We start from the raw sequence: 25,214 nt of genomic DNA, 5'->3' as shown, positions 1-25,214 counted from the left end.
CCGATGAGTGTTTCTCTCCATCAACGAAGAGCCCAGCGTGGCATGGTGCTGCTGGTCAGCCTGGTATTTCTGTTGCTCCTGACGGTGATCGGCCTGTCATCGATGCAGAGCGCCAACCTGCAGGAAAAGATGGCCGGCAGCGTGAGCCTGCGCAATCAGTCGTTCCAGACTGCCGAGGCGGCGCTGCGTATTGGTGAAAGTGCGGTGCAACTGAGCAGCTACTCGCTGGCGGTGTGTGCCAATACCACCCAGTGCGCACCGCCGGCGGAGTCTACGGCCGTGACTGCTGCGGGGCTCAACTCGACATCCGGAGTTACATGGATCGCTGCCGGCAATGGTTTCTACGGGGTACAGAACATCGGCACCACGCTCACGGCGGTGAACGTTCCGAGCAACACCTCGGCGACGCTGTACCGGATCACGGCCGTCGGCATCGTCGGCAGTTCACGCAGTGTGGTGGAGAGTGTCTATGCGAAGTACTGAACGACGCTCTGGCTGGCGGCCGTGGTTGGCGGGGTTTCTTGCGGGGTTGTATCTGGCCGCGCCGGCGTATGCGTTCACGCCGTCTGATTCGCCATTGCTCAGTGCCGCCGCCGTGCCGCCGAATGTCATCTTGCTGATCGACGACTCGGGCAGCATGAACAGCATTATTTACGCTGCGGGTTTCGATCCTACGGTCACCCGCACACCGGCCCGGCAGTGCAACGCGGTGCTGGGTTTGTGCCTGTCTTCGACGGCTATCACCGGCGATCCGGTGTTTCTGTCGAGCCTGCCGACCTCCGGCTGCTCCGGCGGTGCCTATGCGTTCTACAACAACAGCCTGGCGCCGTTGTGCCTTAAACTGCCGGACCCGGTCGGCGGCGGCAATACCCGGTATTACGGGGATTACATCGCCTACGTGGTCGGCCTCGCCATCAGCAACGGCACCCGTGATTTCACCACCGGGGCGATTCCCAACGACTACCGGATCAACGTCGCCCGCAACGTTTCCACCGCACTGGTGACCAGCAACCGTAACCTGCGTTTCGGCCTGTCGACATTCAACCCGGCCACCAGCAGCAACCCGGGCAACGGCGGCTACATCGCCCGGTCCGTCAGCGACCTGGCGCCGGTCAGCGGCAGCGTGACCCAGGCCCAGGCCGACAGTAACTACAACGCATTGATCACGGCGATCAGCGGCCTGAGCGCCGTGGCCAATACGCCCTTGGCGGAAACCTATTACGAAATCACCCGCTACATGCGCGGCATGACGCCCTACTACAACACCACGCCGAGCACCTACATCAGCCCGATCCAGTATCGTTGTCAGAAAAACTACGGGGTGGTGATTACCGACGGCCTGCCGACCTACGACCGCACGTTCCCCACCAACGACCCGCTGGGCGGTAGCCGATTGCCGAACTGGGACGGCATCAACAATGACGGCAACAACCTCAACGGCGATAACGAAGGTGACACGCTGTACCTGGACGACATCGCCAAGTTCGCCTTCGATATCGACATGCGCTCGACCGGAGTCGATGCGGCCGGCAAGAGCTGGAGTTCGCCGGACTTTCCCAAACAGAACATGAACACCTATACCGTCGGCTTCACCGCCGCCAATGACATGTTGTCGGACGCGGCGAACTATGGCCAGGGCAAGTATTACCAGGCCACCGACAGTGCCGGCCTCAACACGGCGTTGTCATCGGCATTGAGCGACATCACCTCCAAGGCCGGCTCCGGCGGCAGTGGCGTGACCAGCGCTACGACGCTGGTGAGCGGCAGCAGCTATTTCCAGACCAGTTACGATCCCCGGGACTGGCGCGGCACCATCAAGTCCTTCGGCTTTACCTCGAGCGGGACGGTCAACACCTCGACGGTGCTGTGGACGACCGACACCGCCATCGTCCCCGGCGCCACGGCACCGACCTATCAATCGTGGAATACCTTGAGCAACGCAGCGGTGACGCTGGCTTACGGCAATTTCTCTGCAGCGCAGCAGACAACGCTCGGCCAGAGCCTGCCCTCCGGCATCAGTGGCAGCGACCTGGTGGAGTGGAGCAAGGGCACCAACAAGACCGGGCTCAAGGTGCGCAGCGTATTGCTGGGCGACATCATCAACTCGCCGCTGGTGCTGGCCGCACCCACGGACAAGACCGCCTCCAACCTGTCGGGCGACACCACCTACACCAGTTACCTGACCACCAAGGCCGCAAACATGAATGCCAACCTGGTGGTGAACGGCAACGACGGTTTCGTCAGCGTCATCAACCCGGCCAACGGCACCCGGCGTTACGCCTACATGCCGTCGAGCGTGCTGCCGTCGTTGCGATTGATCGCCGACCCCAACTACATCAACGGCGTCAGCCACAAGTTTCTGGTGGACGGGCAGGTCGGTGTCTATGACGCGCAGTTCGGCACGGCCTGGAAGACCCTGGCCATCGGCGGCACCGGGGCCGGTGGCAAGACGTTCTATGCCTTGCAGTTGTTCGACGCCTCGGCGGGGAACATTCTCAATGCATTGTGGGAAGTGAGTGCACCGGCCACTGCCAGCACCGCGAACGCTTTCAATGATCTGGGTTATGCCTACGCCCGTCCGGAAGTGGCACGCTTGGCCGATGGTCGCTGGGCGGCTTTCATCGCCAATGGCTACGGCAGCAACTCGGGGGTGGCGGCGCTGTATGTGCTGGATGTACGCGACGGTTCGCTGATCAAAAAAATAGTTATCGACAGTACCGAGACCACCAACGGACTGTCGTCGGTGAAGCTCAAGGTCAATTCGCAGAACGTGGTGCAGGCCGCGTACGGTGGAGACTTGAAGGGGCGCCTGTGGAAATTCGACCTGAGCGCGACCACCACCGACAGCTGGGGCGTGGCGTTTTCCGGCAAACCGCTGTTCACCACGGCGGGTGGCACGACGCAACCGATCACGGCGCAGCCATTGCTGGCGGACAATTCATTGGGGGGCAAACAGATTTTTGTCGGTACCGGCAAATTCAACGAAACCGCCGACAAGACCAACAAGGATCTGCAAGCGTTCTATTCGGTGTGGGATGCCGATGGCGGTTCGGGGCAACTGACGGTCAGCAGTTTGCAGGCCCAGGCCATCACCGGTGTGTTCTCGGGCAGTTCAGGGCAGTTCATTACCACGACCCAGAACGACACCACGTATCCGGCGGAGAAGGGCTGGTATCTGCCGCTGGTGTACAACAACGTATTGACCGGCGAGCGGGTGATCAATCAGGCCAGCCTGGTGCTGGGTCGAATCGTATTTACAACGGCCAGTGTCGATACCACCGACCCGTGCTCCAGCTTCGGTACCGGCAAACTGGTCGAACTCGATGCGTTCAGCGGTAAGATGCTCAACTATGCGGTGCTCGACACCAACGCCGACGGCGTGGTCGACACCAATGACACGATTTCCAGCGGTGTGGTGTTCAGTGGCGGCATTCCTACGCTGAACGCCATCGTCAACGGCGCATCGCGCAAGATCGTGAACGATTCCAGTGGCGGGATCACCACCCTGGTGGAAAAATCCGGCGGCGGCAGCCGTCGTATCATGTGGCGACAAATACAGTAAGCGAGAGTTGAGGCATGCGCAGATCCATCCGCGGGTTCACCCTGATCGAAATCATGATCGTGATTGCGATCATCGGGATCATCATCACCATTGCCGCACCAAGCTATACCGAATACCTGAAGAAGGGCCGCCGCGCCGAAGTGGCCTCGCTACTGAACGAGCAGGCGCAGACCCTCGAGCGCTTCTACACCCGCAACAATGTTTACACCGGTGTCACCGGGCTCAGCACGGGCAATGATTTCTACACCATCACCCCGACCATCGCTGACCAGACCTACCTGCTGACCGCGACCCGCAAGGCCGGCACGACCATGGCCGGCGACAAGTGCGGGGACTTCACCCTCACCAACACCGGTGTGCGCAGCATGATCAACGCGACTGCCGGGCTTGCCACCAAGGATTGCTGGGGCCGCTGAGCCGCTTTCATTCGGGCGCCTTTTGCGCCCACTGTCTTTTTTACGGTTGGAACAAACATGACCAGGCAACAGCAAGTGGTGATTGTCGGGGGCGGGGTGATTGGCCTGCTGACCGCGTACAACCTCGCCTCCGAAGTGCGCAGCGTGGTGCTGCTGGATCGTTCGAACGTCGGCCAGGAATCGTCCTGGGCTGGCGGCGGCATCGTTTCTCCGCTGTATCCATGGCGCTATAGCCCGGCCGTCACGGCGCTGGCGCACTGGTCGCAGGACTTTTATCCACAGCTGGGCGAGCGCCTGTTCGCCGACACCGGCGTCGATCCTGAAGTCCATACCACGGGCCTGTACTGGCTGGATCTGGATGATGAGGCCGAAGCTCTGGCCTGGGCCGAGCGGGAAAGCCGTCCGCTGCGGGCTGTGGATATCTCGGCGGCCCATGATGCGGTGCCGGTACTTGGCGGTGGTTTTTCCCGGGCGATCTACATGGCCGACGTGGCCAACGTACGCAACCCACGGCTGGTGAAATCGCTGAAAGCGGCGTTGCAGGCGCTGCCTAACGTGACGATTCACGAACAATGCGAGGTCAGCGGTTTTGTCCGGGAGGGCGAGAAGGTTGTCGGTGTGCAAACCTCGAAAGGCGTGATCAACGGCGATCAGGTGGTGCTGACGGCGGGGGCGTGGAGCGGCGAGCTGCTCAAGACGCTGAATCTTTCGCTGCCGGTGGAACCGGTCAAAGGCCAGATGATTCTCTACAAGTGCGCGGCGGACTTCCTGCCGAGCATGGTGCTGGCCAAGGGGCGCTATGCGATTCCGCGTCGCGACGGGCATATCCTGATCGGCAGCACGCTGGAGCACGAAGGTTTCGACAAGACCCCGACCGACAGTGCACTGGAAAGTCTCAAGGCCTCGGCGGTCGAATTGCTGCCGGCGCTGGCGGATGCCGAAGTGGTGGGACACTGGGCCGGGTTGCGTCCCGGCTCGCCGGAGGGCATTCCCTACATCGGCCGGGTGCCAGGCTTCGATGGTTTGTGGCTCAACTGCGGGCATTACCGCAACGGACTGGTGCTGGCGCCTGCCTCCTGTCAGCTGTTTGCCGATGTGATGCTGGGGCGGGCGCCGATCATCGATCCGGCGCCGTATGCCCCGACCGGGCGCATTTAATCCAGGCCGAGCTTCTTGAGCCTGTAGCGCATCGAACGGAATGACAGATTCAACCGCTGGGCCGCAGCCGTACGGTTCCAGCGGGTTTCCTCCAGCGCCTGCAGGATCAGTTTGCGCTCGACGTTTTCCAGATAGTCTTCGAGGTTGTCGATCTGTGTGAGATCGGCAATGCCGCCCTCGGCTGCGCAATTGCCTTCGCTCAGGCGCAGGTCGTCGGCCTCGATCGTGCGGTTTTCGCACAGGGTGTGCGCGCGCTCGAGGACGTTCTCCAACTCCCGGACATTTCCCGGAAAGCGATAATTCTTCAAGGCCTCCAGCGCTTGTGGATGCAGGCGCGCCGCCGGCTGGCCAGTGCCATGGGCCAGACGCTTGAGCACATGGCTGGCCAATGCCTCGATATCGTCACGACGTTCGCGCAGAGAAGGCACCCGCAGTTCGATCACGTTCAGCCGGTAATACAGATCCTGCCGAAAGCGCTCGGCGGCGACTTCGGCGTCCAGGTCCTTGTGAGTGGCGCAGAGAATACGCACATCGACCACGGTCTCCTGCTGGCCGCCGACGCTGCGCACGGCTTTTTCCTGGATTGCCCGCAGCAGCTTGACCTGCATCGACAGCGGCAAGTCCGCCACTTCATCGAGAAACAGCGTCCCGCCATGGGCGGCCTGGAACAGGCCCGGCTTATCGTCCACCGCACCCGTGAAACTGCCTTTGCGGTGACCGAAGAACTCGCTCTCCATCAGTTCCGAAGGAATCGCCCCGCAATTCACTGGCACGAATGGTTGGCTGGCGCGCGGGCCTTGTTCGTGAATCAGCCGGGCGACCAGCTCCTTGCCACTACCGGACTCGCCGCTGATATAGACCGGCGCCTGACTGCGGGCCAGTTTATCGATCTGCTTGCGCAGGTTGCGCATGGGCAATGAGTCACCGAGCAGGCGCCGGTCAATAGAGGTGCAGACGCCGCCCGTCGCCGGCATGCGCAACGCGGTGGCGACCAGCTCGCGCAGTCGGGTGAGGTCCACCGGTTTGGTCAGGAAGTCGAAAGCCCCGACTTTCAGGGCGTTGATCGCTGTTTCCAGGCTGCCATAGGCGGTGATCATCGCCACCGGCAATTGTGGGTAGCGTTGCTGAATGTGCTGCACCAGTTCCAGCCCGGTGCCGTCCGGCAGGCGCATGTCGGTCAGGCACAGGTCGAAGGTGTCGCGGTTCAGCAGCGCCTGGGCTTCGCCGAGGTTGCGTGCGCTGAAGGTGTCGAGTTTCATCCGTCCCAGGGTGATTTCCAGGAGTTCGCGGATATCCGGTTCGTCGTCGACGATGAGGATTTTTTGCCGTGGGCTCGTGTTCAACTTTGTTTCCGTCCGTGAGCAAAGGTGATGCGAAAGCAGCCGCCGCCTTGGCGTGGTTTGAAGTCTAGGCGGGCCTGATTGCTTTCGCACAGCTCACGGGACAGATAAAGCCCAAGGCCGGTGCCCTGGCTGCTGGTGGTGAAGAAGGGTTCGAACAGATGCGCCTGCTGATCCAGCGCCACGCCGGGGCCGTTGTCCTGGACTTCGAGCACGGCCAGCTGGCTCTCGGAGTCGATGAACAGCCGCAGCCAGACCTGCGCCGGATCGTGCAGCAGGGCGCTGTGCCGCCAGCCGTTGCGCAACAGATTGTCGAGAATTTGCGTCAGTTGCCCCGGGTCCATCAGGGTTCGGAAATCCCCGGATTCGATGTTCAGATGGATCCGTTGGTGCTCGCTGGCCTGTTCGCGGCTTTCCTCGACGAAGTGCTCGAGCCATGGCTCGAGATCCAGCCGTTGCGGCGCGCTCTGCTGGCGGCGGGACAGTTGCAGGACGTTTTCAATGACTCGGTTCATGCGCTGGGAGTGATCCTGGATGATCTGCGTCAGACGCTGGTCCGCGCCATCGAGTTCCTCGGATTCCCGCAGCAACTGTGCGGCGTGACTGATGGCACCCAGCGGGTTGCGGATCTCGTGGGCGATGCCGGCGGTCAGGCGCCCGAGTGCGGCGAGCTTCAGTTGCTGGGCCTGCTGGGCGATTTGCGCGAGGTCCTCGAGAAACACCAGGGTCTGGCGGTTCGGGCTCTGCTCCAGGGCGATGAAGCTCGGTTGCAGTTCCAGGCCGTTGGCGGCGATTTTCAGGCTCTGCGGGCGCAGGGTCGGGTTGTTCAGCCACAGGTTCAGGCGCTCGACCAGCGCGGTCGAATAATCATCGATCAAATGGCCTTCAAGGGGCGACTGCGCCAACAGCGTCCGGGCGCTTTGGTTGGCGAGTTGCACCCGGCGTTGTTCGTCGAGGACCAGAATGCCGGTGCGCATGCGCTGCAGGATCAAGGCGTTGAGAGCCTCGAGGCTGACCACCTCGCTGGCCCGTTGCTCGGCGAGGGTCTCGCTGACTTCGAGGCGGCGGATCAAGCCTTGCACCAGCAGCGCTCCGGCAAAACACAGAGCGCCGAGGGTGCCCGCCTGCAAGTATTCGTTGGCGCTCAGGGGATGACTGAAGCTCAGCAGGAAGCTGAGACCGACAATGCCGAGTGCACCGATGGCCGCAATCAGCACGCCGATACGGCGTTTCAGTAATGTGTTGCTGATGGCTACCGAGACGATCAGCAGATTGCCGACCGGGCTGGCCACGCCGCCGGCGGCGTAGAACAGGCCGCACAGCAGCAGGATGTCGACCAGGGCCAGCCCGAACAACTGGGCCGGACGGCGGATGTTCTCCAGGAACACCACCAGCAGGATATTCAGCACCAGGTACAACCAGCTGCCATTGCGCAGCAGTTCGTCGTCGGCCGACGTCAGCAGGCGGTTGTCCATGTTGCTGGAGATCAGCAGCACCAGGGTGATGCCGACGCTCAGACGGTAGAGGTGATAGAGGCGCAGCAGTCGCTGGGCCTGTTTGCGAGTGGCGTCGGTCGCCTCAGCGATCACTGGAACCGGGGCCTTGCTCGAGGTGAGCCTGGCTGCAATACCACTGTTGACGAAGGCTCAGCGCGCGGTCGCGTGGCAGGTGCACACCGCAATGGGCGCAACGCACCATCGGTGCGGCATCCTGTTCGCGGGGGGATTGCGTGGGTGCGACAGGCGCCTTGAATTTGCGCCAGAGCCAGACGGCGGCAGCGATCAGGGCGATCCAGAAGAGTAGACGAAGCATGATGGGCGGCTTTTTGACTGATGATCCGGCAGTTTAGCCAAGGTCTTGGCAGGCGCACAGCGCAATAAAACGCGGCAATAAAAAAGGGAGATCCGAAGATCTCCCTTTTTTGCATCACCGAAGTGATCAGTCGAACAGACCAAAGGTCAAGTAGCTGAAAATGGAGCGGTCGCTGTTGCTGGACTCCGGTTCCGGCGCTTCGATCACTTCGCCGTTTTCGTCTTTAGGCTTGAGCTCGTTCGGGATCGCGTCTTTCGCATCCTGGAACTGCTTCTGTACGTCCTGGTTGGCGCGGGTCTCTCCCGGCGGCAGCGGCGGACGGGATTCGATCAGGCCCAGAGTGGCCTTGCTCAGCCACGAACGGTTGTCGGCTTCGGCGACCGACGGTACGAACTGACCGTCTTTCAGGCTCGGGTGATTCGGGTAGTTGAGCTTCAGGGTTTCCAGGCTGGTGGCCGCCAGTTCGTCCAGGTGCAGACGCTGGTAGGCTTCGGTCATCACCGCCAGGCCGTCGCCGACCGATGGGGTTTCCTGGAAGTTTTCCACTACATAGCGGCCACGGTTGGCGGCGGCGACGTAGGCCTGACGGGTCAGGTAGTAGTCGGCCACGTGGATTTCGTAGGCTGCCAGCAGGTTGCGCAGATAGATCATGCGCTGCTTGGCGTCCGGCGCGTAGCGGCTGTTCGGGTAACGGCTGGTCAGCTGGGCGAACTCGTTGTAGGAGTCGCGGGCAGCGCCCGGGTCACGCTTGGTCATGTCCAGCGGCAGGAAGCGCGCCAGCAGGCCGACGTCCTGGTCGAACGAGGTCAGGCCCTTGAGGTAGTAGGCGTAATCGACGTTCGGGTGCTGAGGGTGCAGACGAATGAAGCGCTCGGCGGCGGACTTTGCAGCTTCCGGTTCCGAATTCTTGTAGTTCGCATAAATCAGTTCAAGTTGTGCCTGATCTGCGTAGCGACCGAACGGATAGCGCGACTCCAGAGCCTTCAGCTTGGCGGTGGCACTGGTGTAACTGTTGTTGTCCAGGTCCTTTTGAGCCTGCTGGTACAGCTCGGTTTCGCTCAGGTTTTCGTCTACGACTTCCTTCGATGAGCAAGCAGCGGTCAATGCGAGGATGGCGATCAGCAGCAGGTGTTTCACTTGCATGGCGGCTTGCGTCCCTATGACGGCCGCTGTCTTGGGCGGGGCCGTCCTGTTATGATGAGCGCCCCGTTGAAAAGCCCCGGGGCAAAAGACGCCGTATTTAACCACAAGCGCGCAGCCGAAACCAAAGGCTGTAGCCGACGCCCAGTCCGAGCATGTCCGATAAAATTGAACTTCGCGCAGAGGTGCCGTCCGAATTGGGCGGCCAACGCCTCGATCAAGTCGCCGCCCAACTCTTCGCAGAGCACTCCCGCTCGCGCCTTTCCGCCTGGATCAAAGAAGGTCGCCTGACTGTGGACGGGGCGGTCATCCGCCCGCGCGACATCGTTCATGGCGGTGCCGTCCTTGAGCTGACCGCCGAGCAGGAGGCCCAGGGTGAATGGGTCGCCCAGGACATCGAGCTCGATATCGTCTATGAAGACGACGACATCCTGGTGATCAACAAGCCTGCGGGCCTGGTGGTGCACCCGGCTGCCGGCCACGCCGATGGCACCTTGCTCAACGCCTTGCTGCACCACGTGCCGGACATCATCAATGTCCCGCGTGCCGGCATCGTGCATCGTCTGGACAAGGACACCACCGGTCTGATGGTGGTGGCCAAGACCATCCAGGCGCAGACCAAACTGGTCGCGCAGCTGCAAAGCCGCAGCGTGAGCCGGATCTACGAGTGCATCGTGATCGGCGTGGTGACGGCCGGTGGCAAGATCAATGCGCCGATTGGTCGTCATGGCCAGCAGCGCCAGCGCATGGCAGTAATGGAAGGCGGCAAGCCTGCGGTCAGCCACTATCGTGTGCTGGAGCGTTTCCGTTCCCACACTCACGTACGGGTGAAGCTGGAAACCGGTCGTACCCACCAGATCCGCGTACACATGGCGCACATCAACTTCCCGTTGGTCGGCGATCCGGCGTACGGCGGTCGTTTCCGCATTCCGCCGGCGGCGAGCCAGACCATGGTCGAGTCGCTGAAACACTTCCCGCGTCAGGCCCTGCACGCGCGGTTCCTCGAGCTGGATCACCCGACCACCGGTGAACGCATGAGCTGGGAATCGCCGTTGCCGGAAGATCTGGTCTGGCTGCTGACCCTGCTCAAGCAGGATCGCGAGGCATTCGTCGGATGAACTGGCTGACGCCGGACTGGCCCGCGCCGGCCAGCGTCAAGGCCTGTGTCACCACCCGCGAGGGCGGCGTCAGCGAGGCGCCGTTCGACAGCCTCAATCTGGGCGATCATGTCGATGATCGTCCTGAGGCCGTCGCCGAAAACCGTCGGCGTCTGACCGAGCACTTCTCTATAAAGCCTGCCTGGTTGCAGCAAGTGCACGGGATTGCCGTGGCGCATGCCGATCCGTCCGTGGTGGCCATGGCGGATGCCAGCTGGACGGCAACACCGGGTATCGCTTGTGCGGCAATGACCGCCGATTGCCTGCCGGCGCTGTTCTGCGACCGTGCCGGTACTCGCGTTGCAGCGGCTCATGCCGGTTGGCGTGGGCTGGCGGCCGGGGTGCTCGAAGCGACCCTCGACAGCCTGGATGTGCCTGCCGAAGACATTCTGGTCTGGCTCGGCCCGGCCATCGGCCCGCAAGCCTTCGAAGTCGGCCCGGAAGTCCGGGAAGTCTTCATCGATCAATTGCCCGAAGCGGCGACAGCCTTTGTCCCGAGCCATAACGCGGGCAAGTTCATGGCCGACATCTATAAGCTGGCGCGCCTGCGTCTGGCGGTCCGGGGTGTTACGGCTGTTTATGGTGGCGGTTTCTGTACCGTGACCGATCCGCGCTTCTTCTCTTATCGCCGTGCATCGCGCACTGGCCGCTTCGCCTCCCTGGTTTGGCTCACCCGCTAAACTGTCTGATCTGCATCAACTGTCCCACGCTTGAATCTTCCAGAATCGACCGCATCTATAGCGGTATCTGGCAGGTTTCTTTATTCAGGATGGTTTTTTAGGTCCGGCCTGCTCAAAAGGAAGGTGACCCATGCGTATAGACCGTTTAACCAGCAAATTACAGTTGGCGTTGTCCGATGCCCAATCCCTGGCTGTCGGCCACGATCATCCGGCCATCGAGCCGGCGCATTTGATGCAAGCTATGCTTGAACAGCAGGGTGGTTCGATCAAACCCCTGTTGATGCAGGTGGGCTTCGACGTCAACAGCCTGCGTAAAGAGCTGACCAAAGAGCTCGATCAATTACCGAAAATCCAGAACCCGACCGGCGACGTGAACATGTCGCAGGATCTGGCGCGTCTGCTCAACCAGGCCGACCGTCTGGCCCAGCAGAAGGGCGACCAGTTCATTTCCAGCGAGTTGGTACTGCTCGCGGCGATGGACGAGAACAGCAAGCTCGGCAAGTTGCTGCTCGGCCAGGGCGTGAGCAAAAAGGCGCTGGAAAATGCCATCAACAACCTGCGCGGTGGCGAGGCCGTCAACGACGCCAACCACGAAGAGTCACGTCAGGCGCTGGATAAATACACCGTCGACCTGACCAAGCGCGCCGAAGACGGCAAGCTTGACCCGGTGATCGGCCGTGACGATGAAATCCGTCGCACCATTCAGGTCCTGCAACGCCGGACCAAGAACAACCCGGTGCTGATCGGCGAGCCTGGCGTGGGTAAAACCGCGATTGCCGAAGGTCTGGCCCAGCGCATCATCAACGGCGAAGTGCCGGATGGCCTGCGCGGCAAGCGTCTGCTGTCCCTCGATATGGGTGCGCTGATTGCCGGTGCCAAGTATCGCGGCGAGTTCGAAGAACGACTGAAAGCGCTGCTCAACGAGCTGTCGAAGCAGGAAGGGCAGATCATTCTGTTCATCGACGAACTGCACACCATGGTCGGCGCCGGCAAAGGCGAAGGCTCGATGGACGCCGGCAACATGCTCAAACCGGCCCTGGCCCGTGGCGAGCTGCATTGCGTCGGTGCGACCACGCTCAACGAGTACCGCCAATATATAGAGAAGGACGCGGCCCTCGAGCGGCGCTTCCAGAAAGTGCTGGTGGACGAGCCGAGCGAAGAAGACACCATCGCGATCCTGCGTGGGCTCAAGGAGCGTTACGAGGTTCACCACAAAGTGGCGATCACCGACGGCGCGATCATCGCGGCGGCCAAACTCAGCCATCGTTACATCACTGACCGGCAGTTGCCGGACAAGGCGATCGACCTGATCGACGAAGCCGCCAGCCGCATCCGCATGGAGATCGACTCCAAGCCGGAAGTGCTGGATCGTCTGGAGCGTCGCTTGATTCAACTGAAGGTGGAATCCCAGGCACTGAAGAAAGAAAGCGACGACGCGGCGAAGAAGCGCCTGGAGAAACTTCAGGAAGAAATCGACCGTCACGAGCGTGAGTACTCGGATCTGGAAGAAATCTGGAACTCGGAAAAAGCCGAGGTACAGGGTTCTGCGCAGATTCAGCAGAAGATCGAACAGTCCCGTCAGGAACTGGAAGCCGCGCGCCGCAAAGGCGACCTGAACCGCATGGCCGAGTTGCAGTACGGGGTGATCCCGGATCTGGAACGCAGCCTGCAAATGGTCGACCAGCACGGCAAGAGCGAGAACCAGTTGCTGCGCAGCAAGGTGACCGAAGAGGAAATCGCCGAAGTCGTTTCGAAGTGGACCGGCATTCCTGTGTCGAAAATGCTCGAAGGCGAGCGCGACAAGCTGATGAAGATGGAAAGCCTGTTGCACCAACGCGTGATCGGCCAGGACGAGGCGGTGGTGGCGGTGGCCAACGCGGTGCGGCGTTCCCGCGCCGGGTTGTCTGACCCGAATCGCCCGAGCGGCTCGTTCATGTTCCTCGGCCCGACCGGTGTCGGTAAAACCGAGCTGTGCAAGGCGCTGGCCGAATTCCTCTTTGATACTGAAGAGGCGATGGTGCGGATCGACATGTCCGAGTTCATGGAGAAGCATTCCGTGGCGCGGTTGATCGGTGCACCACCAGGCTATGTCGGTTATGAAGAGGGCGGTTATCTGACCGAAGCGGTACGGCGCAAGCCTTACTCGGTGATCCTGCTGGACGAAGTCGAGAAGGCGCACCCGGATGTGTTCAACATCCTGCTGCAAGTGCTGGAGGATGGTCGCCTGACCGACAGCCACGGTCGTACGGTGGATTTCCGCAATACCGTGATCGTCATGACCTCCAACCTCGGTTCGATGCAGATCCAGGAACTGGTGGGTGACCGTGAAGCGCAACGGGCAGCGGTGATGGATGCGATTTCCACCCACTTCCGTCCGGAGTTCATCAACCGGGTCGACGAAGTGGTGATCTTCGAGCCTCTGGCGCGGGATCAGATCGCGGGCATTACCGAGATCCAGCTGGGTCGTCTGCGCAGTCGTCTGGCCGAGCGCGAGCTGAAGCTGGAACTGAGCCCGGAGGCGATGGACAAGCTGATTGCCGTCGGTTACGACCCGGTCTACGGTGCACGGCCGCTGAAACGGGCGATCCAGCGCTGGATCGAGAACCCGTTGGCGCAGTTGATCCTGTCGGGACGCTTCCTGCCGGGCGAGACCGCGACCGGCGTCGTGGAGAACGACGAGATCACGTTCAACTGACAGCTTTGGGTGGTGAAGTAAGCAAGGCCTCGCAATGCGAGGCCTTTTTTTTCGTTAGGCTGTTGAACTCAAAGGAAAAGGCTTGTAAAGTGCGCCCCGCAGTCAGTCACCAACACGGTTTCAGCTCACTGGGCAGAAATCTGAAATAAGTTGCAAATCATTAACTTGAAAGCAATTTAGGGGGTTGACAGAGGTGTTCTAGGTTGTAGAATAGCGCGCCTCAGACACACGAACGCAGCGATGCGAAAACGATGTCGAGAAGCTGCAAGTTTCACCGTAGTAAATTGAAATGTGTAGTTCCGTGATAGCTCAGTCGGTAGAGCAAATGACTGTTAATCATTGGGTCCCAGGTTCGAGTCCTGGTCACGGAGCCAATTTCAAGCCGGGGTATAGCGCAGTCCGGTAGCGCGCCTGCTTTGGGAGCAGGATGTCAGGAGTTCGAATCCCCTTACCCCGACCATTTTTGGGTCGTTAGCTCAGTTGGTAGAGCAGTTGGCTTTTAACCAATTGGTCGTAGGTTCGAATCCCACACGACCCACCATTTTTGAAACCAGTTAACGCTGGGATCGAATCTTAAGATCAGAGGCCAAAAGCGCTGATCGAAGAAGGCGATCTTTGAAAGGTCGCCTTTTTTTTACCGGGGTATAGCGCAGTCCGGTAGCGCGCCTGCTTTGGGAGCAGGATGTCAGGAGTTCGAATCCCCTTACCCCGACCATATTAAAAATCCTCGTATCGAAAGATACGGGGATTTTTTTTGCCCTTCGCTCAAGTCATCGTACAACTTGCCGATAGCCCGCTAACGAAAGGGGCCTGCCATCGATCGCCCCTTGAATCTGGCCAATACAAGAAAAAGGGCGTTCGTCATGTTGCTTCGTCAGTTGAATATTGCTCCCCGTGCCGCCTTGGGCTTCGCCCTGATCGCGGTGCTGGTGGCGTTGCTTGGCGTGTTTGCCCTGGGGCAGATGTCGAGCATCCGCGAGAGCGAGGTCGCGGTGGAGAACCAATGGCTGCCGAGCATTCGTGGCGGTGACGAGATCCGCGAGATCATGCTGCGCATCCGCACCATTTCTCTGCGCATGGCGCTGGATCCGGACCCGAACAATGTTGCGACTTACCGCAGCCAGATGGACACCCGCGACAAGGAGCTGAGCGAGAAGATCGCCGCCTACGACCGACTGGTGACTACTCCGGAAGGCCAGCAGTTGTACGATCAGTTCAAGAAAACCTTCGCGGCCTACCGCGCAGGCATCGCGCAATCGTTCGTCCTTGCCCAGCAAGGCAAACGCGACGAGCTGACCAAACTGTTGTTGGTCGACATGAAAACCGTGGTCGACGGCTCCGGCAAGCAACTCAATGACCTGGCGGATCTGTTCGCCAAGCAGGTCGCCGCAGAAAGCAGTAATTCCGCCGCCCACTACGAAACCTCGCGCACGATCGTCAGCCTGTTCATCGCACTGGCGGCATTGGCGACCGTGGCCCTGGCGATGTTGCTCACCCGCAGCATCGTTCGCCCGTTGAGCACCGCCGTCAGTGCCGCAGAAAGTGTTGCGAAAGGGGATTTGACCCGACCGATCGAGACCCAGGGCAACGACGAGGTCAGCCGTTTGCTCAAGGCGCTGGCGACCATGCAACAGAACCTGCGCGAAACCCTGCAAGGCATCAACGGTTCTGCCACGCAACTGGCGACTGCCGCCGATGAGCTCAATGCGGTCACGCTCGACAGCACCCAGGGTCTGCAACAGCAGAACAACGAAATCGAACAGGCCGCCACCGCCGTCAACGAGATGACCACGGCGGTCGAGGAAGTCGCACGCAACGCGGTGTCGACCTCCGACGCGACGCGCCAGTCCAGCGAATCGGCGCATCTGGGGCAAGAGCGGGTCAGTGAAACCGCCAGTGCCATCAACGCCCTGGCCAGCGACGTGCAGCACACCGGCGAACTGGTGCAATCCCTGGCCAACCAGTCGCAAGACATCGGCAAGGTGCTGGACGTGATCCGTGCGATTGCCGAACAGACCAACCTGCTGGCGCTCAACGCCGCCATCGAAGCGGCGCGGGCCGGGGAGAGCGGACGCGGGTTTGCCGTGGTCGCCGACGAAGTCCGGGCGCTGGCCTATCGCACGCAGCAATCGACCCAGGAAATCGAGCAGATGGTGCAGGGCATGCGCAACGGTTCGAGCCTGGCGCTCGAGTCGATGCAGGCCAGTGCTTCGCGTGCGTCCACCACGCTGGTGCTGGCCGAGCGGGCCGGTGAGGCCCTGCAAACCATCACCGCGTCGGTGCATGAGATCCATGAACGCAATCTGGTGATCGCCAGCGCCGCCGAAGAGCAGGCGCAAGTGGCGCGGGAAGTGGATCGCAATCTGGTGAACATCCGCGACCTGTCGGTACGTTCGGCGGCCGGCGCCGATCAGACCAGCGCGTCCAGCCATGAGCTGTCGAAACTCGCCAATGCATTGCAAGGCATGGTGCGGCGCTTCCAGCTGTAATCCCGGCAGACATAAAAAAGCCGCGCTTCTCGTGAGAGACAGCGCGGCTTTTTTGTCGGGGCTGTTTGGCCGGGACGGACTGAATATCAGGCACCGTCACGCTCTTTCAGGTGTTCGAACAAGCCTTTCGGCATTTTCTTGCCGTTGGCTTCGTAGTTGGCTTTGACGTTGTCGTAAGCCTCTTGCTCGTCGATGAAACCATCGTGGTTGGTGTCGATCTTGTCGAAGTCGGAGTGCGGCGCGACCTTCAGGAATTCGGCGCGAGAGACTTTGCCATCACCATCGGTGTCGGTTTTGGCCATCGACGCGTCGCCGCATTTGCCTTCACCGCATTTGCCTTCCGGGGTTTTCACCGAGGTCTCGGCCGAAGCGACCATATAGCCCTGGGCCAGCGGTTGTGCGGCGAACACCGAGCCGGACAGCATCAGGCCGCCGGCCAGTACGGCACCGACCAGGCCAAGGGAGGTTTTGCCAATTTTCGAAGTGCGGGTCATTTCATTCTCCTTCGGTTGCGCTGCGCAACCACACGTTAAGGGCGATCAGCCGGAGCAGGTGCTCTCGGGTGTGGCCATTAAGCGGTGGCGGTGTATCGCGTCTGTGTCGAGGAGAGAGGCGTTTGTAAGCGAAGGTGAGGAAAGCGGGGGCAGATACAGTAGAAGACAAAACGCCGTGGGGGCGAGCCAGCCCGTCCCCACGGTTTTTTACATCAGTGCAGTTTCAGGCGTGGCTCGGTGCCGCGTCCGATCTTGCTGCCCAGCATCAGCATGGCGGTGCGGAACGGTCCGTACAGCGCCATCTGGTGCATGCGGTACAGCGAAACGTAGAACATCCGCGCCAGCCAGCCTTCGAGCATCACGGTGCCGGTCAGGTTGCCCATCAAGTTACCCACAGCCGAAAAACGCGACAGCGAAATCAGCGAGCCGTAGTCGGTGTACTTGTATTCCGGCAGGGTCTTGCCCTCTATCCGCAGTTTCAGCGACTTGGCCAGCAGCGACGCCTGCTGGTGCGCCGCCTGGGCCCGTGGCGGCACGTTGCGATCCGAACCCGGTTGCGGGCAGGCGGCGCAGTCACCGAAGGCGAAAATGTTTTCGTCGCGGGTGGTCTGCAGCGTCGGCAGCACTTGCAGCTGGTTGATGCGGTTGGTTTCCAGGCCATCGATGTCCTTGAGGAAACCCGGCGCACGGATCCCGGCGGCCCAGACTTTCAGGCTGGCCTTGATCTCGTTGCCATCGGCAGTGATCAGGCTGTCGGCGGTGACCTGGCTGACCGACGCGTTGGTCATCACATTGACCCCGAGTTTCTCCAGGGTCTTGTGCACCGGCCCGCTGATGCGTTCCGGCAGCGCCGGCAGCACCCGTGGCCCGGCTTCGATCAGGGTGATGTGCATGTTTTCCGGTTTGATCCGGTCCAGACCATAGGCCGCCAGTTCATGAGCGGCGTTATGCAGCTCCGCCGCCAGTTCAACGCCCGTGGCGCCGGCACCGACGATGGCCACGCTGATCTGCTGGACCACATCGGTCTGTCCGGCGTGAGCACGCAAATAGTGGTTGAGCAATTGCTGGTGGAAGCGCTCGGCCTGTTTACGGGTGTCGAGGAACAGGCAGTGCTGGGCCGCGCCCTGGGTGCCGAAATCGTTGGTGGTGCTGCCGACCGCGATCACCAGCGAGTCGTAAGGCACTTCCCGCGCCGGCACCAGCTCCACGCCGTTTTCGTCGTAGGTGGCGGCGAGCTGGATCTTTTTCTGCTCACGGTCGAGCCCGCTCATGCGCCCCAGCTGGAACTCGAAGTGGTTCCATTTGGCCTGGGCGACATAGTTGAGTTCGTCTTCGGAAGAGTTCAGCGATCCGGCGGCCACTTCGTGCAACAGCGGTTTCCAGATGTGCGTGAGGTTCGCGTCGACCAGCATGATGCTGGCGGTACCGCGCTTGCCCAGAGTCTTACCCAGACGGGTAGCCAGCTCCAGACCGCCGGCGCCGCCGCCGACAATGACAATACGATGGGACATGGTGATAGCTCGCAAGGTTTTTAAAGGAAATCGTTGTCGTCGTAACCCAAGCGAGCGCGATGCAGCTCATAGCGTCAGGTAACTGATAAATCGGCTCAACAGGCCCAGACCGATGGTCGCTGCCAGTACCACCACCAGGAGCATCCACGGCCGGAATGGCCGGCGCTCGACACGGTGCTGGGACAACTGCAGGTACTCTTCGACATGCTTCTGGTCTTCGGGGTTCAGGCGGCTGGTCATATGAGGCCTCGTCAGGGATAGACGTTGCTGAATGCGCAGACGTTACAGCGGTTTGTCTGCGAGCGTTGAACGGCGCATGTCATCCGGGCGAATGATTGCGCTTTTGTAACATCCGGCCAGTGTTTGCGCCATCCTGCTTAGGGCTTACAAGCTTATCCCGACATCGAACAGAATGCTGCGGCCCAGATTGCTGCGCAGGAAATCCGGTGCATCGGGGTGAGCGAACAACACGCGGGCGAACGTCGGCCCGACCAGTGACAGCGAGCGCCAGCCTTGACGCAGATATTCGGTGGGCGGTGGAAAGTGGCTGTTGAGGTCGAGCACTTCGCGCTTGAGGCTGGCGAAGGCGATGATGTCCAGCTCGCCCAGGTCCATGCCGCGTTCCTTGTAGTTGTGCGCTTTCTTGCGCAGGGTCGGCGCCAGCCTCAGCAGAAATTCGTTGGCCGGAATTCGTCGTGGCTTGGCTTCGCGACGCACCAGTTGGCTCAGGGAAAACGCACTGCGCCGACGTTGCAGCTCGTCGCGCCATTCATCGTTGAGCCGGCGGCCTTCGTCGAGGACGAAAAACACCTCGAAGTTGGCATCGCGAAACAACACGTCCGGTGGCTCGCCGGCCGGGGCGAATTCGTCGGCGCGATAGGGGATATTCAAGCCTTGCAGCAGGCGCTGGCAGACCCAACGCTCACGCTCCCATTTGCGGGCATTGGACAGGAACGCGTTGGCCTGCTCGGCCGCGATGGTCAGCAGGCGTAAATAATCCGAGTCATCCATAGGCCCAAGCTTAGCGTTCAATTGCGACAAGCAGAAAGCTTTGCATCGGCAGATTCACCCGGGTGGCGGTGTAGACTTCGACACAGGAGCGCCAATCAAGGGAGTCTGCGGTGCGAATGAAGGTGATGGGATCATGATCGGTGCAGAACTGCTGTCATCGACGAGTCTGGCCCTCGGCTGGCTGATTTACCTGCCGGTGCTGCTCTGGGCGATCTGCCGCGCGCCGTGGGTCGAGTTATTCAGCGACAGCCGTCGTCAGCACTTGCTGTTTGGCACTGTGTTCGCGCTGTTTCTGTTGTGGATGGTGCGCAGGGACTTCGACACGGGCGTGTCGTATCACTTCATCGGCATGACCGCCGTGACCTTGCTGCTCGACTGGCCGCTGGCGATTGTCGGCGGGCTGGTGGCGCAGATCGGGCTGGTTCTGCTGGGCCGCCAGGATCTGGTGGCGGTCGGGGTCAACGGCGCGTTGTTGATCCTGTTGCCGGTGCTGATCACCGAGGGTGTGGCGATCCTGGTCGAACGGGCGCAACCGCGTAATCCGTTTGTGTATATCTTCTGCTCCGGCTTCTTCGCGGCGGCCTTGTCGGCGCTGTCCTGTCTGATTCTGAGCCTGACCTTGCTCTGGTACGACGGCCTGTTCGCCATGCCGGAGTGGCTGGAAGACTTCATCGGTTATCTGTGGCTGCTGATTTTTCCGGAAGCGTTCATCAACGGCATGGTGATCAGCGCGCTGGTGGTGTTCTGCCCGGAATGGCTGGAGACCTTCAACCGCACCCGCTACCTTTCGGCGCCCTGGAAGGACGACGATCCCAAGTCTTGATCCACATCAAATCCACACCGTGCGCGGCATTTCATGCTCGGCCAAATCCCTTCAGGAGCAGCGGCATGAGCGTTTACGAGTGGGCGAGGCAGGAAACCCGGCAGAGTCTGGAGATGGCGCAGGAGGTGGGATTCGATCCGGGCCTGAGCCTGCGGGCCTTGCTCAGTGCGGTGGTGCAGCAGAGCAAGGCCGTACGCAATGCCGAAGACCTGGCCGACGAGTTGCGCTTTCTGGCGGAAAACCTCGACGACAATCAGGACTACGGCTTCATGCGGCCCTGACGGGATCAGTGGCGCGGGTCGAAGTCGCCGGAAAACAGTTCGTCCTCGGCATCCGGGGCTACCGGAATCTTGTGTTCTTCCGACGCCCAGGCGCCGAGGTCGATCAGCTTGCAGCGGTCCGAGCAGAACGGCCGGAATTTGTTTGCGGGGGTGAATTCCACCGGGGCGCCGCAGGTCGGGCAATTAACGGTTGGGGTCTGGCTCATGACTGGCCTCCGGATAAAGTCAGGTAAAAGTGATGCAGGCGCTCGACCTCGCTGTGCAGCCAGGCGAGGTCGCGGTCGTTGACCACCACATCATCGGCACGGCTCACGCGGTCTTCGCGGCTGGATTGGGCCTTGAGGATCGCCTGGACCTGCTGTTCGCTGGTCTGGTCACGCTGCAGGGTACGTTCGATCTGCAGTTGCTGCGGCGCATCGATCACCAGGATTCGCTGGGTCATCGAGTACTGTCCGGACTCGATCAACAGCGGTGAAACCAGAATCGCGTAAGGTGATTTTGCCAGCGCCAGGTGATGGGCGATTTCCTCGGCGATCAGCGGATGCAGCAGCGCTTCGAGCCAGCGGCGTTGCTCCGGCACTTCGAAGATCAGCTTGCGTAGCGCCGCGCGATCCAGCGTGCCGTCGGCCTGCAGGACATCGGGGCCGAAGTGCTCGGCAATTTTCGCCAGCGCCGGGCGCCCCGGTTCAACCACCCAGCGCGCTGCATGATCGGCGTCCACCACATGGACACCAAGATCGATGAAGTGCTGGGCGGCAGCGCTTTTGCCGCTGCCGATGCCGCCGGTCAGGCCGAGAATCCAGGGTTTTTCCACAGGGGTATTCATTTCAAACCGACAAACTGCCAATAGAAGTCGGTTATTTGACCACCCCAGAGCAAGGCAATCCAGCCGGCAATTGCCAGATAGGGCCCGAAGGGGATTGGCGTCGAGGTTTTCCGGTCGCGCAGCTTGAGCAGAATCACCCCCAGTACGGCCCCCACCAGCGACGACAGGAGAATGGTCAGCGGCAGAATCTGCCAGCCTCCCCAGGCCCCCAGCAGTGCCAGCAGCTTGAAGTCGCCGTGACCGATGCCGTCCTTGCCGGTGAGCAGCTTGAACAGCCAGAACACCGACCACAGCGCCATGTAACCGGCCACCGCGCCCCACATCGCATCGTGCAGCGAGACGAACAGGCCGAAGCTGTTGACGATCAACCCCAGCCACAGCAGCGGCAGCACCAGCACGTCGGGCAACAGCTGATGCTCGGTGTCGATCAGGCTCATCGCCAGCAAGCCCCAGGTCAGCACGATCAGCAGGCATGCCGGCCAGCCGAAGCCCAGGTGCCAGGCGATGAACGCCGAGAGCAGGCCGCAGGCCAGTTCGGTCAGTGGATAACGCTTGCTGATCGGCGCCGCGCATGACGAGCAGCGCCCGCGCAAAAACAGGTAGCTGAGCAGCGGGATGTTTTCCCACGCACGAATGCGGTGAGCGCAATGCGGGCATTGCGAGTGCGGCAACATCAGGTTGTAGACCGGCAACGGCGTTTCGACGGGCAGCCCGAGCACGTCGTGGGCCTGCTGGCGCCATTCGCGCTCGAGCATTTTCGGCAGGCGCCAGATCACCACATTGAGGAAGCTGCCCACCACCAGCCCGAGTATCAGAGCAGTGAAGACAAAGGCCAGCGGATAGAGGGCGAAGAGTTCGTCGATGGACATGTCAGATCGCTGAGCCGAGTTGGAAGATCGGCAAGTACATGGCCACGACCAGCCCGCCGACGATCACCCCGAGTACCACCATGACGAAAGGCTCCATCAGACTGGTGAGGTTGTCGACCATGTTATCCACTTCTTCCTCGTAGAACCCGGCCACCTTGTCGAGCATGTCGTCCAGGGCGCCGGATTCTTCGCCGATGGCGGTCATCTGCACGGCCATGTTCGGAAAGATTCCGCTGGTGCGCATCGAGAAATTCAACTGCATGCCGGTGGCCACGTCCTGGCGAATGCGCAGCACCGCGCGCTTGAACACCACGTTGCCGGTGGCTCCGGCGACCGAGTCCAGCGCTTCGACCAGCGGCACGCCGGCGGCAAACGTGGTCGACAGGGTCCGGGCAAAACGGGCGACGGCGGACTTGTACATCATGGTGCCCACCAGTGGCAGTTTCAGCAGCCAGGCATCACGTCGGTCACGCAGGGCCGGGGATTTCTTCAAGGCATGGCGGGTGCCGAAAAACGCCACGATCAGCACACCCAGAATCGCCCACCACCATTGCTGCATGAACTCCGACAGACCGATCACCATCAGGGTGAACGCCGGCAGTTCGGCACCGAAGCCGGAAAATACCGACTGGAACTGCGGCACCACTTTCACCAGCAGAATGCCGGTGACGACCGCCGCCACCAGAATCACGGCGGTGGGGTAGGTCATGGCTTTCTTGATCTTGGCCTTGAGGCTTTCGCTCTTCTCCTTGTAGGTCGCCACGCGCTCGAGCAGGGTGTCGAGAGCACCGGACTGCTCGCCGGCATCGACCAGGTTGCAATACAACTCGTCGAAGTATTGCGGCTTCTTGCGCAGGGCCGCGGCGAAGCTGTTACCGGCGGCGACTTCCTGTTTCACCTCGTCCACCAGCTTGCGCATCGCCGGGTTCTCGAAGCCTTCGCCGATGATGTCGAATGACTGCAGCAACGGCACGCCGGCCTTCATCATGGTCGCCATCTGCCGGGTGAACAGGGCGATGTCCAGCGGCTTGATGCGTTTGCCGAAATTCAGCAACGACGCGGATTTCTTGCGCACCTTGCCGGGGTTGATGCCCTGCTTGCGCAACTGGGCCTTGATCAGCGCGGGGTTTTGTCCGCTCAGTTCGCCGCTGATCCGGCTGCCTTTCTTGTCGGTGCCTTCCCAGGCGTAGACGCTGATTTTCGCTGCCTTGACGGCCATGTTCAGTCCTTGGTAACCCGGTTGATTTCTTCAAGGCTGGTGATGCCTTGCATGGCCTTGATCAGTCCCGAGGTGCGCAGGTCGTTGAAGCCGTCCAGGCGCATCTGGCTGTCGATTTCCAGTGAGTTGCCCTCGGCCATGATCAGCCGTTGCAGTTCGGGCGTGTTCCTGACCACTTCATAGATGCCGGTGCGGCCCTTGTAGCCGCCGTTGCATTGATCGCAACCGACGGGCTCATAGATCGTGAAACTGCCGATGCGTTCCTCGGGAAAGCCTTCCTTGAGCAGGGTTTCGCGGGGAATTTCGATGGGCTTCTTGCAGTGGCTGCAGAGTTTTCGCGCCAGTCGCTGGGCGATGATCAGGCTGACCGAGGTGGCGATGTTGAAGCCTGGAATGCCCATGTTGTGCAAGCGGGTCAACGTTTCCGCCGCGCTGTTGGTGTGCAGCGTGGACAGTACAAGGTGACCGGTCTGTGCAGCCTTGATCGCAATCTCCGCTGTCTCGAGGTCGCGTATCTCACCGACCATGATCACGTCCGGGTCCTGACGCAGGAACGAGCGCAGGGCCTGGGCGAAATCCAGCCCCTGCTTCGGGTTGACGTTGACCTGGTTGATGCCTTCCATGTTGATCTCCACCGGGTCTTCGGCGGTGGAGATGTTGATGTCGACGGTATTGAGGATGTTCAGTCCGGTGTACAGCGAAACGGTCTTGCCGGAGCCGGTGGGGCCGGTGACCAGGATCATGCCTTGCGGCTGTTTCAGGGCGGCCAGGTACAGCTCTTTCTGCTCCGGCTCGTAGCCGAGGGCGTCGATGCCGATCTGCGCGCTGGACGGGTCGAGAATCCGGATCACCACTTTCTCGCCCCACAGCGTCGGCAGGGTGTTGACCCGGAAGTCGATCGACTTGGTTTTCGACAGGCGCATTTTCAGACGCCCGTCCTGGGGTTTGCGGCGTTCCGAGATGTCGAGGCTGGCCATGACCTTCAGCCGGGCGGCGATGCGCCCGGCCAGTTGAATCGGCGGTTTGGCCACCTCACGCAGGATGCCGTCGGTACGCACCCGCACCCGGTAGTTTTTTTCGTAGGGCTCGAAGTGCAGGTCGGAAGAGCCGCTCTTGATCGCATCCAGCAGCATCTTGTGGACGAAGCGCACCACCGGCGCGTCGTCGGCGTCCATTCCACCGATGGCGTCCTGTTTGCTGTCATCGACGGATTCGACGTCCAGCCCGTCTAGGTCGACATCGGCCATGTCTTCCAGCCCGGAGGCGTGGGTGTCGAAGAATTTCTCGATGGCATCGGTGAGCTTGTCGTCCTCCACCAGAATGGCTTCGGTGGTCAGCCCGGTGCTGAACTGAATGTCGTTGATCGCCTGGTGATTGCTCGGGTCGGAGATCCCCACGAACAGTTTATTGCCGCGTCGCCACAGGGGCAGGGCATGGTGCTGGCGAACCAGTTTTTCGCTGACCAGGCCCTTGGGCTGGGTTTCCTTGTCCAGGCAGTTGAGGTCGAGGAACGCCATGCCGAAATGCTCCGAGGCGATTTCGGCGACCTGCCAACTTTTTACCAGTTTGTTCTGTACCAGATAGCTGACCAGCGACAGGCGATTGCGCTGGGCTTGCTGCCAGGCTTGCTGGGCGCTTTTTTCCGTGAGCAGTTCGGCCTGGACCAATTGCTTGGCCAGACCGCTCAGAGCGATGTCATTCATGGGAATCCCGGATGCAGACAGTTCATGA

General features: G+C 61.1%; 23 protein-coding genes, 4 tRNA genes and 1 pseudogene. 15 read left to right on the top strand and 13 right to left on the bottom strand.

The features are described from left to right. Positions 1–3 precede the first annotated feature (3 nt). The 4 genes from DLD99_RS24665 to thiO are packed head-to-tail and all read left to right on the top strand — an operon-like array spanning position 4 to position 5,136. On the top strand, positions 4–483 hold the full coding sequence (locus DLD99_RS24665) for a pilus assembly PilX family protein (protein WP_114885619.1): 480 nt from the start codon (positions 4–6) through the stop codon (positions 481–483). Further along, the gene (locus DLD99_RS24660; protein WP_114885617.1) at positions 470–3,562 is read left to right on the top strand and encodes a pilus assembly protein; all 3,093 of its coding nucleotides are present in this window, start codon (positions 470–472) and stop codon (positions 3,560–3,562) included. The genes DLD99_RS24665 and DLD99_RS24660 overlap by 14 nt, the downstream gene beginning before the upstream one ends. 14 nt (positions 3,563–3,576) lie before the next feature. Continuing rightward, positions 3,577–3,978 (top strand): type IV pilin protein, encoded by a 402-nt coding sequence (locus DLD99_RS24655; RefSeq protein WP_085712180.1) that lies wholly within the window; start codon positions 3,577–3,579, stop codon positions 3,976–3,978. Between the two features lie 57 nt (positions 3,979–4,035). Then, positions 4,036–5,136, top strand: a complete 1,101-nt coding sequence (gene thiO / locus DLD99_RS24650; RefSeq protein ID WP_114885615.1) for a glycine oxidase ThiO — start codon at positions 4,036–4,038, stop codon at positions 5,134–5,136. On the opposite strand, the gene DLD99_RS24645 is transcribed toward thiO, so the two are convergent. The 4 genes from DLD99_RS24645 to DLD99_RS24630 all read right to left on the bottom strand — a co-directional run bounded on the left by DLD99_RS24645 (position 5,133) and on the right by DLD99_RS24630 (position 9,431). After that, positions 5,133–6,479, bottom strand: a complete 1,347-nt coding sequence (locus DLD99_RS24645) for a sigma-54-dependent transcriptional regulator (protein WP_114885613.1) — start codon at positions 6,477–6,479, stop codon at positions 5,133–5,135. The two genes, thiO and DLD99_RS24645, sit on opposite strands and share 4 nt — an antisense overlap. Next, the gene (locus DLD99_RS24640) at positions 6,476–8,065 is read right to left on the bottom strand and encodes a sensor histidine kinase (RefSeq protein WP_114885611.1); all 1,590 of its coding nucleotides are present in this window, start codon (positions 8,063–8,065) and stop codon (positions 6,476–6,478) included. The genes DLD99_RS24645 and DLD99_RS24640 overlap by 4 nt, the downstream gene beginning before the upstream one ends. Continuing rightward, on the bottom strand, positions 8,055–8,288 hold the full coding sequence (locus DLD99_RS24635) for a PP0621 family protein (protein WP_085712176.1): 234 nt from the start codon (positions 8,286–8,288) through the stop codon (positions 8,055–8,057). The genes DLD99_RS24640 and DLD99_RS24635 overlap by 11 nt, the downstream gene beginning before the upstream one ends. Before the next feature lie 126 nt (positions 8,289–8,414). Next, entirely contained in the window at positions 8,415–9,431 is a 1,017-nt protein-coding gene (locus DLD99_RS24630; protein ID WP_114885609.1) for an outer membrane protein assembly factor BamD, read from the bottom strand. A 152-nt stretch (positions 9,432–9,583) separates the two neighbouring features. Between DLD99_RS24630 and rluD the strand changes: the two genes are divergently transcribed. From rluD to DLD99_RS29730, 9 genes and pseudogenes are all read left to right on the top strand, one after another. After that, a complete protein-coding gene (rluD, locus tag DLD99_RS24625; protein WP_085712174.1) occupies positions 9,584–10,546 on the top strand; it encodes a 23S rRNA pseudouridine(1911/1915/1917) synthase RluD in 963 nt (320 codons plus the stop codon). Continuing rightward, a complete protein-coding gene (gene pgeF, locus DLD99_RS24620; protein WP_114885607.1) occupies positions 10,543–11,265 on the top strand; it encodes a peptidoglycan editing factor PgeF in 723 nt (240 codons plus the stop codon). The genes rluD and pgeF overlap by 4 nt, the downstream gene beginning before the upstream one ends. Before the next feature lie 130 nt (positions 11,266–11,395). Further along, positions 11,396–13,960, top strand: coding sequence for an ATP-dependent chaperone ClpB (clpB, locus tag DLD99_RS24615; RefSeq protein WP_114885605.1), 2,565 nt, complete (start codon positions 11,396–11,398; stop codon positions 13,958–13,960). A gap of 298 nt (positions 13,961–14,258) precedes the next feature. After that, a tRNA-Asn gene (locus tag DLD99_RS24610) sits at positions 14,259–14,334 on the top strand. 9 nt (positions 14,335–14,343) lie between these two features. Further along, a tRNA-Pro gene (locus DLD99_RS24605) sits at positions 14,344–14,420 on the top strand. A gap of 5 nt (positions 14,421–14,425) precedes the next feature. Further along, a tRNA-Lys gene (locus tag DLD99_RS24600) sits at positions 14,426–14,501 on the top strand. Between the two features lie 97 nt (positions 14,502–14,598). After that, positions 14,599–14,675 (top strand) — tRNA-Pro (locus DLD99_RS24595). A 148-nt stretch (positions 14,676–14,823) separates the two neighbouring features. Then, a pseudogene (locus DLD99_RS29735) lies at positions 14,824–15,546 on the top strand (MCP four helix bundle domain-containing protein); the annotation flags it as partial. 39 nt (positions 15,547–15,585) lie between these two features. Next, positions 15,586–16,449, top strand: a complete 864-nt coding sequence (locus DLD99_RS29730; protein ID WP_372238706.1) for a methyl-accepting chemotaxis protein — start codon at positions 15,586–15,588, stop codon at positions 16,447–16,449. Positions 16,450–16,535: 86 nt separating this feature from the next. Here DLD99_RS29730 and DLD99_RS24585 read toward each other — a convergent pair whose 3' ends face one another. The 4 genes from DLD99_RS24585 to DLD99_RS24570 all read right to left on the bottom strand — a co-directional run bounded on the left by DLD99_RS24585 (position 16,536) and on the right by DLD99_RS24570 (position 19,465). Continuing rightward, a complete protein-coding gene (locus tag DLD99_RS24585; protein WP_114885602.1) occupies positions 16,536–16,943 on the bottom strand; it encodes an HvfA family oxazolone/thioamide-modified RiPP metallophore in 408 nt (135 codons plus the stop codon). A 212-nt stretch (positions 16,944–17,155) separates the two neighbouring features. After that, a complete protein-coding gene (locus tag DLD99_RS24580) occupies positions 17,156–18,454 on the bottom strand; it encodes an NAD(P)/FAD-dependent oxidoreductase (protein WP_085712169.1) in 1,299 nt (432 codons plus the stop codon). A gap of 66 nt (positions 18,455–18,520) precedes the next feature. Continuing rightward, entirely contained in the window at positions 18,521–18,694 is a 174-nt protein-coding gene (locus DLD99_RS24575) for a DUF3094 domain-containing protein (RefSeq protein WP_065261571.1), read from the bottom strand. A gap of 144 nt (positions 18,695–18,838) precedes the next feature. Then, complete coding sequence (locus DLD99_RS24570) at positions 18,839–19,465, bottom strand: DUF1780 domain-containing protein (protein ID WP_065261573.1); 627 nt, start codon at positions 19,463–19,465, stop codon at positions 18,839–18,841. Between the two features lie 133 nt (positions 19,466–19,598). On the opposite strand from DLD99_RS24570, the gene DLD99_RS24565 reads away from it, so the two are divergent. Both DLD99_RS24565 and DLD99_RS24560 read left to right on the top strand, forming a co-directional pair. Beyond that, a complete protein-coding gene (locus DLD99_RS24565; RefSeq protein ID WP_085712168.1) occupies positions 19,599–20,288 on the top strand; it encodes an energy-coupling factor ABC transporter permease in 690 nt (229 codons plus the stop codon). Between the two features lie 65 nt (positions 20,289–20,353). Then, entirely contained in the window at positions 20,354–20,569 is a 216-nt protein-coding gene (locus tag DLD99_RS24560; RefSeq protein WP_096820888.1) for a hypothetical protein, read from the top strand. Positions 20,570–20,574: 5 nt separating this feature from the next. Here the strand turns inward: DLD99_RS24560 and yacG are convergent, their stop codons facing one another. From yacG to pilB, 5 genes are read right to left on the bottom strand one after another with little or no spacing between them, the layout of a single operon-like run. After that, a complete protein-coding gene (gene yacG, locus DLD99_RS24555) occupies positions 20,575–20,775 on the bottom strand; it encodes a DNA gyrase inhibitor YacG (RefSeq protein WP_085712167.1) in 201 nt (66 codons plus the stop codon). Beyond that, positions 20,772–21,395 (bottom strand): dephospho-CoA kinase, encoded by a 624-nt coding sequence (coaE, locus tag DLD99_RS24550; RefSeq protein ID WP_114885599.1) that lies wholly within the window; start codon positions 21,393–21,395, stop codon positions 20,772–20,774. Before coaE ends, yacG begins: the two co-directional genes overlap by 4 nt. Further along, positions 21,392–22,264, bottom strand: coding sequence for a prepilin peptidase (locus tag DLD99_RS24545; RefSeq protein ID WP_085712165.1), 873 nt, complete (start codon positions 22,262–22,264; stop codon positions 21,392–21,394). Before DLD99_RS24545 ends, coaE begins: the two co-directional genes overlap by 4 nt. Before the next feature lies 1 nt (position 22,265). Beyond that, positions 22,266–23,483 (bottom strand): type II secretion system F family protein, encoded by a 1,218-nt coding sequence (locus DLD99_RS24540; RefSeq protein ID WP_114885597.1) that lies wholly within the window; start codon positions 23,481–23,483, stop codon positions 22,266–22,268. A gap of 2 nt (positions 23,484–23,485) precedes the next feature. Further along, the gene (gene pilB / locus DLD99_RS24535; RefSeq protein WP_114885595.1) at positions 23,486–25,186 is read right to left on the bottom strand and encodes a type IV-A pilus assembly ATPase PilB; all 1,701 of its coding nucleotides are present in this window, start codon (positions 25,184–25,186) and stop codon (positions 23,486–23,488) included. Positions 25,187–25,214 lie beyond the last annotated feature (28 nt).

The organism is Pseudomonas kribbensis, from assembly GCF_003352185.1.
Lineage (GTDB): Bacteria > Pseudomonadota > Gammaproteobacteria > Pseudomonadales > Pseudomonadaceae > Aquipseudomonas > Aquipseudomonas kribbensis.
Note: the sequence above shows the minus strand (reverse complement) of the source record. Positions and strands in the feature narration are given on the sequence as shown.